Annotated in this window: 14 protein-coding genes; 11 read left to right on the top strand and 3 right to left on the bottom strand. The window is 72.7% G+C overall.

Annotated elements, in window-relative coordinates; genetic code table 11:
- Window positions 1–77: 77 nt before the first annotated feature.
- The 8 genes from KWI83_RS02830 (at window position 78) to KWI83_RS02795 (ending at window position 9,307) form a co-directional block, all read left to right on the top strand.
- Window positions 78–884, top strand: a complete 807-nt coding sequence (locus KWI83_RS02830) for an HlyD family efflux transporter periplasmic adaptor subunit (RefSeq protein ID WP_218512597.1) — start codon at window positions 78–80, stop codon at window positions 882–884.
- Window positions 881–3,103, top strand: a complete 2,223-nt coding sequence (locus tag KWI83_RS02825) for an NHLP family bacteriocin export ABC transporter peptidase/permease/ATPase subunit (RefSeq protein WP_218512596.1) — start codon at window positions 881–883, stop codon at window positions 3,101–3,103. Before KWI83_RS02830 ends, KWI83_RS02825 begins: the two co-directional genes overlap by 4 nt.
- A gap of 1 nt (window position 3,104) precedes the next feature.
- On the top strand, window positions 3,105–5,921 hold the full coding sequence (locus KWI83_RS02820; protein WP_218512595.1) for an NHLP bacteriocin export ABC transporter permease/ATPase subunit: 2,817 nt from the start codon (window positions 3,105–3,107) through the stop codon (window positions 5,919–5,921).
- A 162-nt stretch (window positions 5,922–6,083) separates the two neighbouring features.
- Window positions 6,084–7,091 carry a Ppx/GppA family phosphatase gene (locus KWI83_RS02815; RefSeq protein WP_218512594.1) on the top strand — a complete coding sequence of 336 codons (1,008 nt, stop codon included), beginning with the start codon at window positions 6,084–6,086 and terminating at the stop codon, window positions 7,089–7,091.
- 28 nt (window positions 7,092–7,119) lie between these two features.
- Window positions 7,120–7,311, top strand: coding sequence for a hypothetical protein (locus KWI83_RS02810; RefSeq protein WP_218512593.1), 192 nt, complete (start codon window positions 7,120–7,122; stop codon window positions 7,309–7,311).
- 114 nt (window positions 7,312–7,425) lie between these two features.
- Complete coding sequence (locus KWI83_RS02805) at window positions 7,426–8,439, top strand: iron-containing redox enzyme family protein (protein ID WP_218512592.1); 1,014 nt, start codon at window positions 7,426–7,428, stop codon at window positions 8,437–8,439.
- A complete protein-coding gene (locus KWI83_RS02800) occupies window positions 8,440–9,114 on the top strand; it encodes a HemK2/MTQ2 family protein methyltransferase (RefSeq protein ID WP_218512591.1) in 675 nt (224 codons plus the stop codon).
- A complete protein-coding gene (locus KWI83_RS02795) occupies window positions 9,095–9,307 on the top strand; it encodes a CDGSH iron-sulfur domain-containing protein (protein WP_218512590.1) in 213 nt (70 codons plus the stop codon). The genes KWI83_RS02800 and KWI83_RS02795 overlap by 20 nt, the downstream gene beginning before the upstream one ends.
- Window positions 9,308–9,444: 137 nt before the next feature.
- Here KWI83_RS02795 and KWI83_RS02790 read toward each other — a convergent pair whose 3' ends face one another.
- Complete coding sequence (locus KWI83_RS02790) at window positions 9,445–9,879, bottom strand: subtilase-type protease inhibitor (protein ID WP_218512589.1); 435 nt, start codon at window positions 9,877–9,879, stop codon at window positions 9,445–9,447.
- Window positions 9,880–10,205: 326 nt separating this feature from the next.
- Between KWI83_RS02790 and KWI83_RS02785 the strand changes: the two genes are divergently transcribed.
- The 3 genes from KWI83_RS02785 to KWI83_RS02775 all read left to right on the top strand — a co-directional run bounded on the left by KWI83_RS02785 (window position 10,206) and on the right by KWI83_RS02775 (window position 13,312).
- Window positions 10,206–10,760 carry a hypothetical protein gene (locus KWI83_RS02785; RefSeq protein ID WP_218512588.1) on the top strand — a complete coding sequence of 185 codons (555 nt, stop codon included), beginning with the start codon at window positions 10,206–10,208 and terminating at the stop codon, window positions 10,758–10,760.
- A gap of 602 nt (window positions 10,761–11,362) precedes the next feature.
- A complete protein-coding gene (locus tag KWI83_RS02780; RefSeq protein ID WP_218512587.1) occupies window positions 11,363–12,058 on the top strand; it encodes an alpha/beta fold hydrolase in 696 nt (231 codons plus the stop codon).
- A gap of 84 nt (window positions 12,059–12,142) precedes the next feature.
- A complete protein-coding gene (locus tag KWI83_RS02775) occupies window positions 12,143–13,312 on the top strand; it encodes a lactate 2-monooxygenase (protein WP_218512586.1) in 1,170 nt (389 codons plus the stop codon).
- A 92-nt stretch (window positions 13,313–13,404) separates the two neighbouring features.
- Here KWI83_RS02775 and KWI83_RS02770 read toward each other — a convergent pair whose 3' ends face one another.
- Together KWI83_RS02770 and KWI83_RS02765 are read right to left on the bottom strand one after the other, a co-directional pair.
- Window positions 13,405–15,018 (bottom strand): ricin-type beta-trefoil lectin domain protein, encoded by a 1,614-nt coding sequence (locus KWI83_RS02770; RefSeq protein WP_218512585.1) that lies wholly within the window; start codon window positions 15,016–15,018, stop codon window positions 13,405–13,407.
- Between the two features lie 303 nt (window positions 15,019–15,321).
- Window positions 15,322–15,699, bottom strand: a complete 378-nt coding sequence (locus KWI83_RS02765) for a toxin Doc (protein ID WP_218512584.1) — start codon at window positions 15,697–15,699, stop codon at window positions 15,322–15,324.
- Window positions 15,700–15,702 lie beyond the last annotated feature (3 nt).

The raw sequence follows: 15,702 nt of genomic DNA, 5'->3' as shown, positions 1-15,702 counted from the left end.
AGCCGCCTCCCGGCTCCGGGCTCTTCGGATGTCGTAACGGGATGTCGTAACGCTCTTCACCCGGTGAGGGAAATTCCGTGCAGTTCCGCCAACAGGCCCTCGCCAAGCTCCAGTCACCGGAGGAGCTCGACCTTCCGGTGCGCCTCGCCCGCCCGCAGGGCTGGCTCGTGCTGTCCGTGACCGTGGTCGCGATGGCCGCCGCGTCCGTGTGGGCCGTGACCGGCTCGGTGACCTCCACCGTGAGCGCGCCCGCCATCCTCACCCACGGCGAGGGCAGTTACATCCTGCAGAGCCCGGTCGCGGGCCAGGTCACCGCGATCCTCGCCGAGGAAGGCGAGCGGCTCCCCGCGGACTCGCCCGTGCTGAAGGTCCGTACGAGCGACGGCGAGACCGTCGTGCGCACCATCGCCCCCGGCCGCCTCACCGCGCTCGCCGCCACCATCGGCCAGATCATCGCCACCGGCGCGAACGTCGCCGCCGTCGAGAAGGTCGCCGACGCCGACGACCCGCTGTACGCCACGGTGTACGTGCCCGCCGAGAACGCCGGTTCCATCCCCGCGGACGCGGCAGTGGACCTGACCGTGCAGACGGTGCCCACCCAGGAGTACGGCGTCCTGCGCGGCCATGTGAAGTCCGTGGACCGCTCGCCGCAGTCGGCCCAGGAGATCGCCGCGTTCCTCGGCGACAGCCAGCTCGGCGAGCAGTTCACCAAGGACGGCCGCCCGGTCGCCGTACTGGTCCGCCTCGACAGGTCGTCCGGCACCAGGAGCGGCTACACGTGGTCGTCGGCGGAAGGACCCCCGTACACCCTCACCTCCATGACGATGGCCACGGGCTCGATCCGGCTGGCCGATCAGCGTCCCGTCGATTGGCTGCTGCCGTGACCACCGCCGCACCGGAAACCCGGGGCCGGCGCCGGGCCGCCCCGCCCAGGCGCACCGTCCCCAAGGCCCGCCGCAAGACCGTCCGCACCCCCACCGTGCTCCAGATGGAGGCCGTGGAGTGCGGCGCCGCCTCCCTCGCCATGGTGCTCGGCCACTACGGCAGGCACGTCCCGCTGGAGGAGCTGCGCATCGCCTGCGGTGTCTCCCGCGACGGCTCGCGCGCCAGCAACCTGCTGAAGGCGGCGCGCAGTTACGGCCTGACCGCCAAGGGCATGCAGATGGACCTCGCCGCCCTCGCCGAGGTGACGGCACCGGCCATCCTGTTCTGGGAGTTCAACCACTACGTCGTCTACGACGGCATGGGCCGCCGCTTCGGCCGCCGCGGGGTGTTCGTCAACGACCCCGGCAAGGGCCGCCGATTCGTGCCGATGGAGGACTTCGACGGCAGCTTCACCGGCGTCGTCCTCACGATGGAGCCCGGCGAGGGCTTCTCGCGCGGCGGGCGCAAGCCCGGCGTCTGGGGCGCGATGCCCGCCCGGCTGCGCGGCACCGCAGGCACGATGCCCGCCGCCGTGCTGGCGAGCCTGCTGCTGGTCGCGGTCGGCGCGGCCGTGCCCGCGCTCAGCCGGACCTACATCGACATGTTCCTGATCGGCGGACAGACCTCGCTGCTGGACGTGCTGTTCGCCTCCATGGGCGCGTGCGTGCTGCTCACGCTGGTGCTGACCTGGCTGCAGCAGGCCAACCTGCACCACGGCCGCATCATCTCCTCCACCCTCTCCAGCGCCCGCTTCCTGCGTCATCTGCTGCGCCTGCCGGTCACCTTCTTCTCCCAGCGCAGCCCCGCCGACCTGGTGCAGCGCCTGCAGTCCAACGACGCGGTGGCCGAGACGCTGGCCCGTGACCTGGCGGCGGCGGGCGTGGACGCGGTGGTCGTGGTGCTGTACGCCGTGCTCCTCTATACCTACGACCCGCAGCTGACCTTCGTCGGCATCGGTGTGGCGCTGCTGAACATCGTCGCCATGCGCGTCGTCATCCGGCTGCGCGCGACCCGTACGGCCAAGCTGCGCGCGGACAACGCCCGGCTCACCAACACCGCGTACACCGGCCTTCAGCTGATCGAGACGATGAAGGCGACCGGCGGCGAGGACGGCTACTTCCGCAAGTGGGCCGGACAGCACGCCACCACCCTGGAGGAACAGCAGCGGCTCGGCGTGCCGAGCGCCTGGCTGGGCGTGGTCGCGCCGACGCTCGCCACGCTGAACAGCGCGCTGATCCTGTGGATCGGCGGCATGCGCGCGATCGAGGGCCACATCTCCGTCGGCCTGCTGGTCGCCTTCCAGGCGCTGGTCACCCGGTTCACCGCCCCGCTGACCCGGCTCAACGGCGTCGCGGGCCGCATCCAGGACTTCGCGGCGGACGTGGCCCGGCTGAAGGACGTGGAGAACTTCCGCACCGACCCGCTGTACGACCGCGCGGGCGGCGACTCCACGCGGCGGCTGCACGGCCACGTCGAGTTGCAGAACATCACCTTCGGCTACAGCCCCCTCGACAAACCCCTGCTCACCGGCTTCGACCTGACCGTCGGGCCGGGGCAGCAGGTCGCGCTCGTCGGCGGCTCGGGCAGCGGCAAGTCGACCGTCTCCCGGCTGATCTCGGGCCTGTACACGCCCTGGGAGGGCGTGATCCGCATCGACGGGCAGCGGCTGGAGGACATCCCGCGCGGCGCGCTCGCGGCCTCCGTCTCCTTCGTCGACCAGGACGTGTTCCTGTTCGAGGGCTCGGTGCGGGACAACGTGGCGCTGTGGGACCCGTCCATCCCGGACGAGGCGGTGGTGGAGGCGCTGCGGGACGCGGCCCTGTACGACGTCGTGATGCGTCGCCCCGGCGGCATCCACAGCTCGGTCGAGCAGGACGGCCGCAACTTCTCCGGCGGGCAGCGCCAACGCCTGGAGATCGCCCGGGCGCTGGTCCGCCGCCCCAGCATCCTGGTGCTGGACGAGGTGACCAGCGCGCTCGACGCCGAGACCGAGCTGGTCGTCATGGACAACCTGCGTCGGCGCGGCTGCGCCTGCGTGGTGATCGCACACCGGCTCAGCACCGTGCGGGACAGCGACGAGATCGTCGTACTCCAGCACGGCACGATCGTGGAACGCGGCCGGCACGACGAGCTGGTGGCACGGGGCGGCGCGTACGCGGCGCTGGTCAGGGAGCGGTGAGATGACGACCGTGCACGGCGACGACTACGTCCTCGGCGCGCTCGGCTCGGTGGGCACGCCCATCGACTGCGCCGGGTTCGGCCGCCTGGACCTGCAAGGGCCGCAGGTGCTGTGGCTGGTCGCCGCGGGCGCCCTCGACCTGTTCGCGGTGGACGCCGCCCAGCAGGGCCACTGGCACCACCTCGGCCGCCTGGAGGCGGGCTCGCTGCTGCTCGGCCCGGTCACGGGCCCGCAGCACACGCTGATCGCCCGCCCGGTCAGGGACTGCGTGGTGCACCGCATCGGACTGCGCGAGCTGTACCAGCCCGCCGTCACGCAGACGTGGTCGTACGACGAGTACGGCACCCCCCAGTACGTCCCGCCCACCACGAGCCCGCTGGAGTACGCCCTCGCGCTCGGCGTCGGCCGCGGCCTGTCCGTCCTCTTCCAGGCGCCGACGGCCGGTGAGCGGGCCGCCGAGATGACCGACGACGACGTGTTCTGGATGCAGGTACCGCCCGGCAGCGTCCAGTACGGCTCGCTGTACGGCGCGGAGGCGGCAGCCGACCTGCTGATGGACCCGGCTCTCTGGCAGAGCATGGTCGACCAGCAGTACCGCCTGCTGACCACGCTGGACCGCTGGATCGAACAGCTGGAGCGCACCCACGAGACCCGTACGGCCGCCGGTATCAAGGCCGGTGAGCAGGTACGCGCGCAGGCCGACCGGACGCTGCTCGCGGCGATCGGCAAGCCGTCCGCCAGGCGCGCCACCGCCGCCGACGCGGACGCCACCTACGCCGCGTGCAGGCTGGTCGCCGCCGCGGCCGGGATCACGCTGGCCGACCCCGGGCGCGGCGGCACCGACAGCGACCGTCTCGACCCGGTCGAGCGCATCGCCCTCGCCTCACGCGTCCGTACCCGCGCGGTACGGCTCGACGGCAGCTGGTGGCGCGAGAACGTGGGACCGCTGGTGGGCCACCGCGCCCTGTCGGGGGCGCCGGTCGCGCTGCTGTGGCGGCGCGGCGGCTATGTGGCGGTGCATCCGGCGACCGGACGTGAGACGCCGATCGAGAAGGCCAACGCGCCGGAGTTCGAGCCGCGCGCGGTGATGTTCTACCGGCCGTTGCCGGAACGCCCGCTGGGTCCGCTCGGGCTGCTGCGCTTCTGCATGCGGGGCACGCGCGGGGATGTCACCGGGCTGGTGCTCAGCGGGCTGGTGACGGTGGCGATCGGCGCGCTGGTGCCCCTCGCGACCGGCAAGGTGCTCGGCGAGTTCGTGCCGAAGGCCCAGGCGGGGCTGATCGCTCAGGTCTGTCTGGCGGTGATGGTCAGCAGTGTCGTCGCGGCGGCCTTCATGCTGCTGCAGAACATGACGATCCTGCGCCTGGAGGGCCGTATCGAGGCGACGCTCCAGCCGGCGGTGTGGGACCGGCTGCTCAGGCTCCCGACGAAGTTCTTCACCGGCCGCTCCACCGGTGAGCTGGCCAGTGCCGCCATGGGCATCAGCGCGATCCGCAGGCTGCTCGCGGGAGTCGGGCCCACGGTCGCCCAGTCCGTCACCGTCGGTGCGATGAACCTGGGGCTGCTGCTCTGGTTCAGCGTCCCGATGGCGCTGGCCGCGATGGGCATGCTCGTCGTCATCGCCGGTGTCTTCCTCGGGCTCGGGCTGTGGCAGGTGCGCTGGCAGCGGCGTCTGACGGTGCTCACCAACAAGCTGAACAACCAGGCCTTCCAGACCCTGCGCGGCCTGCCCAAGCTGCGGGTGGCGGCGGCCGAGAACTACGCCTACGCCGCCTGGGCGAGCGAGTTCGCGCGCAGCCGTGAGCTCCAGCAGCGCCTCGGCCGGATCAAGAACCTCACCACCGTGCTCGGCGCGATCTATCTGCCGCTGTGCTCGCTGGTGATCTTCATGCTGCTCGCGGGTCCGGCGCGGGGCTCGATGTCCGCCGCCGCCTTCCTCGCCTTCAACACCTCGGTGACGATGCTGCTCACCTCCGTCACCCAGATCACGGGGGCGTTCGTGTCGCTGGTGGCCGCGCTGCCGCTGTACGAACAGATCAAGCCGGTGCTCCGGGCGACGCCGGAGGTGCGCACGGCCAGCACCCGGCCGGGCCCGCTCACCGGCGCCGTCGAGGCGCGGCGGCTGTCCTTCCGGTACTCCGACGACGGGCCGCTGGTCCTGGACGATGTGTCGTTCGAGGCGCGGCCGGGGGAGTTCGTGGCGATCGTCGGGCCGTCCGGCTGCGGCAAGTCGACCCTGCTGCGGCTGCTGATCGGCTTCGACAAGCCGGTCTCCGGGAGTGTGCTGTACGACGGTCAGGACCTGGCCGCGCTCGACCAGTCGGCCGTACGGCGGCAGTGCGGGGTGGTCCTCCAGCACGCACAGCCGTTCACCGGGTCGATCATGGACGTCATCTGCGGCACCGAGCCGTACACGCCGGAGGAGGCGATGGCGGCGGCCGAGATGGCGGGGCTCGCCGAGGACATCCAGCGGATGCCGATGGGGCTGCACACCATCGTCGCGGGCAACGGGGCGATCTCCGGCGGCCAGCGGCAGCGGCTGATGATCGCGCAGGCGCTGATCCGCCGGCCGCGCGTCCTCTTCTTCGACGAGGCGACCAGCGCCCTCGACAACGAGACGCAGCGCAAGGTCATCGAGAGCACCAAGGCCCTCAACGCCACCCGCATCGTCATCGCGCACCGTCTGTCGACGGTGCTGGACGCCGACCGCGTCATCGTGATGGAGGACGGCAAGGTCGCCCAGCAGGGGCCGCCGGTGCAGCTGCTCGCGGACACCGGCGGGCGGCTGCATGAGCTGGTGCGGCGGCAGCTCGCGTAGGGCGTGTTTCGAAAGCGGCGTCACGGGCCGGACGGGACTTTCGAAACACGCCCTGGCAGTCGGCGCCCACGGGGGGTGCACTTCCGGCGTACGGGTGCACGTCCGGCGGCGCACGGGGGCGGAGACAGTTGGAGCAGGGCGTAACCGGGTACCCGCCAGCCCATGCGAATCAGCGTGGTGGATGTGGGGTCGAACACGGTCCGGCTGGTGGTGGCGGACGCGGACGGCGGCGTGCCGCTGCCGGTGCACACCGCCAAGTGGCGGCTGCGGCTGGCCGAGCACGTCAAGCCCGGCGGCGTGGTCCCCGAGGAGGCCGTGGAGCGGCTGGTGGACGCGGTCGCCGAGGCGAGCCGTACGGCGGCCCAGTGGGGTGCGGCCGGTCCGCTGGCCTTCGCCACGACGGTGGTACGCAGCGCCCCGAACCGCCTGGACGTGCTGCGCACCGTCCGCGCCCGGACCGGCGTGGAGCTGTGCACCCTGCCCGGCGAGGTGGAGGCCGAGCTGACGTTTCTCGGCGCGCGGCGCTGGATGGGGTGGCGGTCGGGGCCGCTGGCGCTGCTGGACATCGGCGGCGGCTCGCTCGAAGTGGCCTTCGGGCGGGGGCGGCTGCCGGACTTCGTGGCCTCGCTGCCGCTCGGCGCGGGACGGCTGACCCACGAGTTCTTCGCGGAGCAGGATCCGCCGTCGCCGGAGCAGGTACGGGCGCTGCGCCGCAAGGTCCGGCACCAGCTGCGGGACGTCGGGGCACGGATCCGGTGGGAGGGGCCGCGGTCGGCGGTGGTCACCTCACGGACCTTCCAGCAGCTGGGCCGGTTGTGCGGTGCCGCGCCGGGGCGGTACGGGCCCTTCACGGAGCGGCGGTTGCGGCGCGCCGACCTGCGGGAGGCGATCGCCCGGCTGGCCGTCCTGCCCGCCGCCGAGCGGGCGCTGCTGCCGGGGATCTCCGCGCCGCGCGCCAGGCAGAGCCTGGCCGGGGCGGTGGTCGGCCACACGGCGATGAAGGTGACCGGGCTGAAGACGGTCACCGTGTGCCCGTGGGCGATCCGTGAGGGAGTCCTGCTGCGGCACATCGAGGACGGCGCGGCCTGGTGGGCGGAGGTGTGCCGACTGAGCGAGGAGGTCGCGCCGCCGGACCCGGTACCGCTGCGGATCGCGTCCGCCACGTCCTGACTTTTCGACCTCTCAGAAAGGAGTCACCGTGACCAAGCGCGACGAGAACGGCGAGCACCCCGAGGAGCGCGCCGAGACGGCCCACGAGAAGGTCCTGCGCGAGATCCGGGACGCCAAGCCGCGTGACGCGCAGTCCCCGGAGGAATCCCCGCGCTGGGGCGAGGCCGGGGACGCGATCACGCCCAACACGGAGGCGCAGGAGCGGACACAGGAGGACTGACGGGCGGCCCCGGGGCGGCGGCCGCAGCCCGAAGTCGGCGAGACGGTCGGCCGGGGCCCGGGCCGAGGTGCCAGTCGGGGTGGGAGGCCCGGCGTCCCGGGTACTCGCTCCCGTATGACGCACGACCACCAGGAACCACGGCTGCCGTCCGCCCGCGGCCCGCTGTCCGCCGCGGTCATGGAACACCTCCGAGGTGCGGGCCCGCTGCCCGGCACCGAGGAGATCGCGAGCGCGGCCGCGTACGGCGACGACCTCCAGCTCGCCCTCTACCTCTGCTACGAGCTCCACTACCGAGGCTTCCACGGCGTGCCCGAGGACAAAGAGTGGGACCCCGACCTGCTGCGCACCCGCGCGGCGCTGGAGGACCGCTTCCTGGCCGCCCTGCGCACCGACACGCCGGTCCACGACGGCGTCGAGGACGCCCTCGCGGAGATCCTCGTCGAACCGGTCGACGGCACCGGTGTCACCCACTACCTGTGCGAGAAGGGCGAGCTGTGGCAGCTGCGCGAGTACGCGGCCCAGCGCTCCCTGTACCACCTCAAGGAGGCGGACCCGCACGCCTGGGTGCTGCCCCGGCTGTGGGGCAGGGCGAAGGCGGCGATGGCGGCGGTGGAGTTCGACGAGTTCGGCGGCGGCCGCCCCGACCGGGTGCACGCCCGCCTGTTCGCCGACCTGATGACGGACCTGGGCCTGGACACGACGTACGGGCGCTACCTCGACGTGGCCTGCGCCGAGACGCTCACCACGGTGAACCTCATGTCCCTGTTCGGCCTGCACCGCTCCCTGCGTGGCGCCCTGGTGGGCCACTTCGCCGCCGTGGAGGTCACCTCGTCGCCGGGTTCCCGGCGGCTCGCCGAGGCCATGCGCCGGACCGGGGCCGGACCGGCCGCCGAGCACTTCTACGACGAGCACGTGGAGGCCGACGCCGTCCACGAGCAGGTCGTACGGCACGACGTCATCGGCGGTCTGCTGACGGAGGAGCCACGGCTGGCCCGCGACGTCGCCTTCGGTATCGACGCCACGGGGTATGTCGAGGACCGCCTCGCCGAGCGCCTGCTCACCGACTGGGGGTCGGGAACGTCGTCGCTGCGCAGCCCGCTCTCATCCGAAACCTCCCATATTTCGTGAATGCCGGGGTACCTGAGTGCCGTGAATCCTCTGGTGCCCCCCGGCGTCTACACGCCCCAGGAAGACACCGCCCTGCTGGCCGAGGCCCTGGCCGAGGAGCCGCTGCCACAGGGTGCGGACGTGCTCGACGTGGGCACGGGCACCGGCGCGCTGGCGCTGCACGCGGCGCGGCGCGGAACGCGGGTGACGGCGGTGGACGTGTCGTGGCGGGCGGTGGGTGCGGCCCGGGTCAACGCCTGGCTGTCCGGCCTGCGGGTGCGTGTCCGGCGCGGGAACCTCTTCGACCCGGTGCGCGGGCAGACGTTCGACCTGATTCTGGCCAACCCGCCGTACGTGCCCGCGCCGGACGAGGGCGCCGAGCCGCGCGGTACGGCCCGGGCGTGGGACGCGGGCCGCGACGGGCGGCTGGTCCTGGACCGGATCTGCCGGGAGGCGCCCGCCCTGCTGCGCCCGGGCGGAGTCCTGCTGGTCGTCCACTCGGCCCTCAGCGGACCCGAGCGGACCCTGGAGCTGCTGCGCGCGGCGGGCCTGAAGTCGAGCGTGACCCGTCGTCGCCGGATCGCCTTCGGTCCCGTACTGCGGGAGCGACAAGGCTGGCTGCGCGAGCGGGGACTGCTGTCCGCCGCCGAGAACAAGGAAGAGCTGGTGGTCGTCCGTGCCGAACTCCCCGTCTGACACCCCGCGCCGGATCACCGTCCAGCGCCGCGGCCCCCTGCTGGTGGAGGGCCCGGTGGAAGTGGAGCTGGAGGACGGTACGACCGTCTCCTCCGACCGCTTCCGGGTCGCGCTGTGCACCTGCCGGCGCAGCCGCCGCTACCCCTGGTGCGACACCAGCCACCGGGACCGGGCGCAGCGGCACGACGAGTGATCCCAGGGGTCGGCGGGCGGCCCCACTCCGCCCGGCCGACCCCTGGGGCGAGACCACAGGGCCCCCGCGACGACGGCCCGCACTCCCCAACTGCGGGTCGCTCGCGGCATTCACGGGGGCCATGCGATCCCGGTCCCTCAGAACGCGAAGACGCTCGTCCCGTACGAGTTCTTCACGCACTCGTTTCCGAAGGTGCGCTCATAGGAGACGTACTGGCCCTGCCAGACGCCGTCGACCCGGACGACCACGGGGTCGTACTCCCGCGTGCACCACACGCCGGGCCGGCTCTCCAGGGCATCGAGGTTTCCGTCGACACCGCGCAGTTCGGCACAGGCCGCGGCGGCGTTCGGGTGCGTCCCGGCAGGCGTCGGGGCGCAGCTCAGCGTCACCGCGCGCTCAGGGGTGACGGTGGCCGAGCTCTCCCCGTGGCCCGTGGTCAGCACCAGGGCGGACGGGGCGTAGAGCGAGGCCGGGGTGGCGGCGGGGGCGGCGTGCGCGGCTCCGGTCAGGGGTCCGCAGACGGCGGCGGCCGTGAGGCCGAGGGTCGCTGCCCAGCGCGCGGGGTTCCGCATTGTGTGCATCCTTCCGCTCGATTGCATGAGTCGCCGGACCGGGCTTGTGGTCGGTGCCCGACCGGCGAGCGCGAGTCTGCCGACTCCGCCGCCGAAACTCACCTCCACCCCATGCGTTTCAGTAACCTTGCGTATTGAAGCAGTGGCGCGAAGTCACGGAATTCGAACGTTACAACCGGCCCGAGACGCGGCGCTTGATCGCCCCGCGTGGCCGAATGGCTGGATTTCTGCGGTTCTTTAATCGGCCTGAAACATTCCGGATGCGCCTGGGGCGCGGTCCGTTTTGACCCCTTGTGTTCATGGGCGGGTCGCGTAATCGTCATTACATGATTACGACAGAGCAGCAACAGAAACTGCGTGGCTGGTTCACCGGCCGACTCCCCGACGACCTCTTCGAGGAACTGACCGAGGTGACGGTCGACCGCGAGGAGATCACCGTGATCGGCCGCATCCCCGCACCCCGGCTCGCCGAGGAGGCCTCGGCGGGCGAGCGGGAGGCGGCCGTACAGGGCCGGATCGAGGAGTTCCGGGAACGCACCCGGGAGGACCGGATCGCGGTGGCCCGCGAGGCCGAGCACCGGTTCCGCCGCAAGGTGTCCTGGGGGGTGGAGTGCGGCGGGCAGCGGGCGCTGTTCACGCACGTCGCGGCGCCGGTCATGACCCGGCTGCGGCAGCCCGAGCGCCAGGTCCTGGACACCCTGATCGCCGGTGGCGTTGCCCGCAGCCGCAGCGACGCGCTCGCCTGGTGCGTGCGCCTGGTCCAGCGTCACGCCGACGACTGGCTGACCGAGCTGCGGGACTCCCTCGAACACGTCCAGCGCGTACGGGCGCAGGGCCCCGACGCCGAGCCCCCGCGGGAGACCACCCAGGACGGAGAGTGATCGACGACGGTGCTCGAATGGCCATGACGGACGCGAAAGATGGATGAACCATCCTCCGGTCCGGCACCGACGCCGTACCGTCGGCGGCCTTCCGGCGAACGGCACCCGTCCACGACGCCCCCGCGCTGCCCCGCAGCCACCACCCCGCGCGCCCGCCGCCCCGCCCGGGGTTCTCTGCTGCCCGGCGACCTGATCCCGCAGCACCTGCCACCCGGGCGACCCTGATTACCGGGGTCTCCTACTACCCGGGCACCCTCCATCCCGGGGTCTCCCAACACCCAGGCACCCCTCCATCCCGGGGCCTTCTAACGCCCAGCACCCCTCCATCCCGGGGCCCCCTGCCACCCGGCGACCTGATCCCAGCGTCCCCTGATACGCGGGCTGCCCCCATCCCTGAATCCCTGTTGCTCGACTGCCCCGATCCCAGGGTCCCCTGAAGCGCGGGCGACCCCGATCCCGGGATGCCCCGGATACGCGGACCACCCAAACCCGAATCCCTGCTACCCGACAGCCCCGACCCCAAGGCCCCCCGACGCGGACCGCCCCAAACCCCGGAATCCTGCTGCCCGGCGATTGTCAGTGCCGCGCGCTACGTTGCCGCCATGACTGAATTCGTGCTTGTGGCAGGTGCGTGGCTGGGTGCGTGGGCGTGGGACGAGGTGGCGGCGGAGCTGCGCGGGGCCGGGCACGGGGTGTATCCGCTGACCCTGTCCGGCCTCGCGGAGAAGCGCGGCGTTCCCGCGGGGCAGCGGACCCACGTCCAGGACGTCGTCGACCAGGTCGAGCGCCTGGACCTGCGGGACGTCGTGCTCGTCGGGCACAGCTACTCCGGCATCCCGGTCGGCCAGGCCGCCGAGCAGATCGGCGACCGGCTGGCCAGGATGGTGCTCGTGGACGCCAACGTTCCCGTCGACGGGGAGACCTTCCTGTCGGGGTGGCCGAGTGAACAGGTGCGGGCGGCGGTCGAGAAGAACGGCGGCTTCTGGCCCCCGCTCACCGCCGACGAGTACGCGGGCCAGGACATGACGGACGACCAGATCGCCCGGTTCCTGCGGGACGCGACCCCGCACCCGGGCGCGACGCTCACCGAACCGGCGGTCCTGTCCCGCTCCCTGGCCGAGCTGCCGACGACGTACATCAAGTGCCTGCTCGACGGGGAGGAGCCCCTGGACGCCGTGCGGGAGCTGCTCGGCAGTGAGCGCTGGGAGCTGGTGCGGATGGACACCGGGCACTGGCCGATGTTCTCCCGGCCGCGCGAACTGGCCGCGATCCTGCACCGGTCGGTCGCGAGGGAGTGAGGGCGCACCGCTGGACGGACCTGCCCTTACTCGCCAGTATCGTCGGGACGACGCGGCTCGACGGCGAGAGGCGGGGACCTGGCGATGGCGAAGCACTGGGCCGACTTCCAGTACGAGATCTATCTGAACGGGATGACGGGAGCAGTACCGCGACTGCCCACCGATCTGACCCGGCTGGAGGAACTCACCGAACAGCGGCTCGGTCCCGGCCCTGTCGGCTATGTCGCGGGCAGCGCGGGCGACGGCAGCACGGCCCGCGCCAACCGGGCCGCTCTGCGCCGCCGCCGGATCGTGCCGCGGATGCTGCGGGACGTGCACGAGCGGGACCTGTCCGTCGAGGTGCTGGGCCGCGCGCTGCCCGCGCCGGTGGCGCTGGCGCCGGTCGGGGTGCTGTCGATCATGCATCCGGACGCGGAGCGCGCCGCCGCCCGGGCGGCCGCCGCGCAGGGCGTGCCGTATGTGCTGTCCTCGGCGTCCAGCACCCCCATCGAGCAGGTCGCGCAGGCGATGGGCGACGCCGAGCGCTGGTTCCAGCTGTACTGGGCCAAGGACCGCGAGGTGACCCGGAGCTTCCTCGGCCGGGCGAAGACGGCCGGGTTCAGCGTCCTGGTCGTCACGCTGGACACACCGCTGCTCGCCTGGCGGCCGCGCGACCTGGACCAGGCGTATCTGCCGTTCCTGCACGGGGTGGGCACCGCCAACTACTTCTCGGACCCGGCGTTCCGGGCGGGCCTCGCCAAGCCGGTGCACGAGGATCCGAACGCGGCGGTGATGCACTTCGTCGGCATGTTCGCCGACCCCGCCAAGACCTGGCCGGACCTGACCTTCCTGCGGGAGAACTGGGACGGCCCGATCGTCCTGAAGGGCGTCCTGCACCCGGACGACGCCCGGCAGGCCGTCGACGCCGGGATGGACGGCGTGGTGGTGTCCAACCACGGCGGCCGTCAGGTCGCCGGTGCCATAGCGGCGGCGGACGCGCTGCCCGGCGTGGCGGCGGCGGCCGGCGACCGGCTGACGGTGCTGTTCGACAGCGGGGTGCGCACCGGGGACGACATCTTCAAGGCGCTCGCGCTGGGCGCGCGGGCGGTCCTGGTCGGACGGCCGTACGTCTACGGTCTCGCCCTCGACGGCCAGGCGGGCGTGGAGCACGTGATCCGCTGCCTGCTCGCCGAACTCGACCTCACCCTCGCCCTGTCGGGCCACTCCAGGCCCGCGACCATCGGCGCGGCGGATCTCGTGGAGGGGCCCGCCTGACGGCTGATCGGGCGAGCCCTGGCCGACACCGCAGGCCCTCGTTCGGCCAGGGCCTGCGGGCGCGCGTGCCTGCGCACCCGCCTCGGAGTCCCCTAGGATCCGCTCCCCAGCCCCGCCTGCCGCGCCGACGGGTCGCCCGTCTCCGCGACCGACAGCGAGCCCGCGTCGGCCGGCTGGGGGTCGGTCAGCCAGCGCTGGGCGTCGGATCCGTCGCGCACCTTGACGACGATGTCGGCGCCCGGATCCCCGGTCGTGGCGGCGAGCGCGAGCTGCTCGTCCCAGCGGGGCAGCAGCTCCCCCCGGACGGTGAGGTCGTACCGCACGTCGTCGGCACGCTCGTCGTCCTCGTCGGCGCAGGTGCCGAGGATGACGACACCGGCGTCCGCGTGCGAGTCCAGGCACAGCCCGGGGTCGGCCACGCTGCGCAGCAGCCCGTCGTTCTCGTACGACCACTGCTGGGTCGGTTCGGACGAGCATCCCGCCAGTACGGCCCCGGTCCCCGCCTCGGCCTCGTCACGGATGTCGAGGCACAGCTCGCTCGCGGCGTTGCGCAGCCGGGTCTGCCCGGGTGTGGTGGGGAGTTGGGCGGTGCCGGGGGGCGTGGGCTGGGCCTGGGTGCCGGTGCCGGGCGCCGCCCCCGTGCCGTCGGTGGCGCCCGCGGACGCCGTGGGGTCGGTCTCACCGTCGTAGGACGACAGGCTGGTGGCGAGGACGGTGCCGAGCAGGGCGGCGCCGGCGATGCCCACACCCGTGCGCAGCGCACGGGAGGAGCGCCCGGCCACTTTGGGGAAACGGGCCAGGATGCGGTGGCGTGCGGCGCTGCGGGCGCGGGCGGAGTGGCGGGCGGCGGCGCGGGTGCGCGGTCGGTGCTGGGTGCGGCCGGGCCGGGAGTCGAGATAGCGGCGGCTGCCCCAGCCGAGCACGGCCTCGGCGAGCAGGACGTCCAGCCCGCCCTCGAAATGGCTGAGTTGTTCGGCGGCGTCACGGCAGTAGCGGCACTCCGCCAGATGCTGCTGGACGTCCGGCAGCAGGGCGCCGCCACGGCGGATCGGGACATCGAGGAGACGGTTGTAGAAGCCGCAGTCCTTGGACGGCGCCAGTTGCTGATGGGCCCGTACACAGCCCTCGCGGAATTTGTCCCGGGCCTGTTCGAGGGTGGCCGCCGCGGTGTCGGTATCCATGCCGAGCAGACCGGCGGGGAAGGCGATCGGTTCGGCCTCGACCTCGGTGTGCCACAGCAGAGTGCGGGCGGCTCCGGTAAGGCCCTGGAATGCGCGCCCGGCCAGCTTGCGGTTTTCCGGCGTCATCGACTTGGCGGCGCGCATACCGCGCCCCCCGGCCGGTTTCTGCAACTCCGGCAGTGCGCCCGTTGTTCGTTCCTCGGCCGACCACAGCCGGACGGTGTCCCGCACGGTCACCAGCAGCCGCGGCCGCAGCGCGTCGACCGCCTCCCCGAGGGTGAGGCGGTCGAAGACCTGGTGGAAGGCCGCCGCGGTGACCATGGACGCGATGCTCGCCGAGGAGGCGAGGCAGATCACCGCGTAGTCGTGCGCCGGCTGCCAGTGCCGGGCGATCAGCAGGGCGGTGGAGTGGGCGACTTCGGCATCCGGGGCGCCGGTCAGCCGGGCGGCGAGGGCGGCGTCGGATTCGCCCGGATCACCGCCGGACGGCGGGTAAGGAGGACGAGGGGGGTGGGGGGTGGGCACTGAGCGTATTCCTTCCCACGCAAGGTGACACAAAGAGTTCTGTCCGCCGAAAGGGGAAGCCGGGATGAACCCGGATTGGTGCATACCTTTGGGCGGGTGCGAGGGGCGTGAATTGTGCGCGTGAGCCCGGCCATTACACCCCCCGCCGGATGCTTCACCCTTGCACAGCTCACTCTGGGCCAACAAGGCACTTGAGCAACATCAGCGCCACTGACAGACGGGGCACGGTCGCGGAGTGATATGGAACCGGCCCCTCTCGCCAGGTCCCCGCGCAGGACGGCGGCACTCCCGCGCGGGGACCGCTCAGATCTGCCAGGACCGCAGCCGGTCCGCAGCCCCGTACACATCCGTCTTGCCGTCGATCAGGTCCCGGGTGAGATCCACGAGGGCGCCGTAGGGCGGGTCGATGCCGACGCCGCTGACGAACATGTAGGCCACGGCGGTCGCGCAGGCGAAGCGGGCGTTGGCCGAGGGCAGCGGCTTGAGCAGGGCGAGGGTGTGCAGCAGGGCGGCGGCCCGCCAGGCGGCGTCGGAGTTCACGCCGAGGCGGGGCGGGTCGACGCGGTGCCGGGCGACTGCGGCGACCAGGGCGGAGAAGTCGTTGATCGTCGGCTGGTCCGGCAGGACCTCCTCGTGCCGCTGGAGGAGCCAGGGCACGTCGATGTGCAGGACGGGTGCCATCGG

Source organism: Streptomyces sp. TRM70350 (genome assembly GCF_019219825.1).
In the GTDB taxonomy this organism is placed as follows: Bacteria; Actinomycetota; Actinomycetes; order Streptomycetales; family Streptomycetaceae; genus Streptomyces.
The sequence above is the reverse complement of the archived record's forward strand: the minus strand, read 5'-3'. Positions and strand labels throughout refer to the sequence as shown.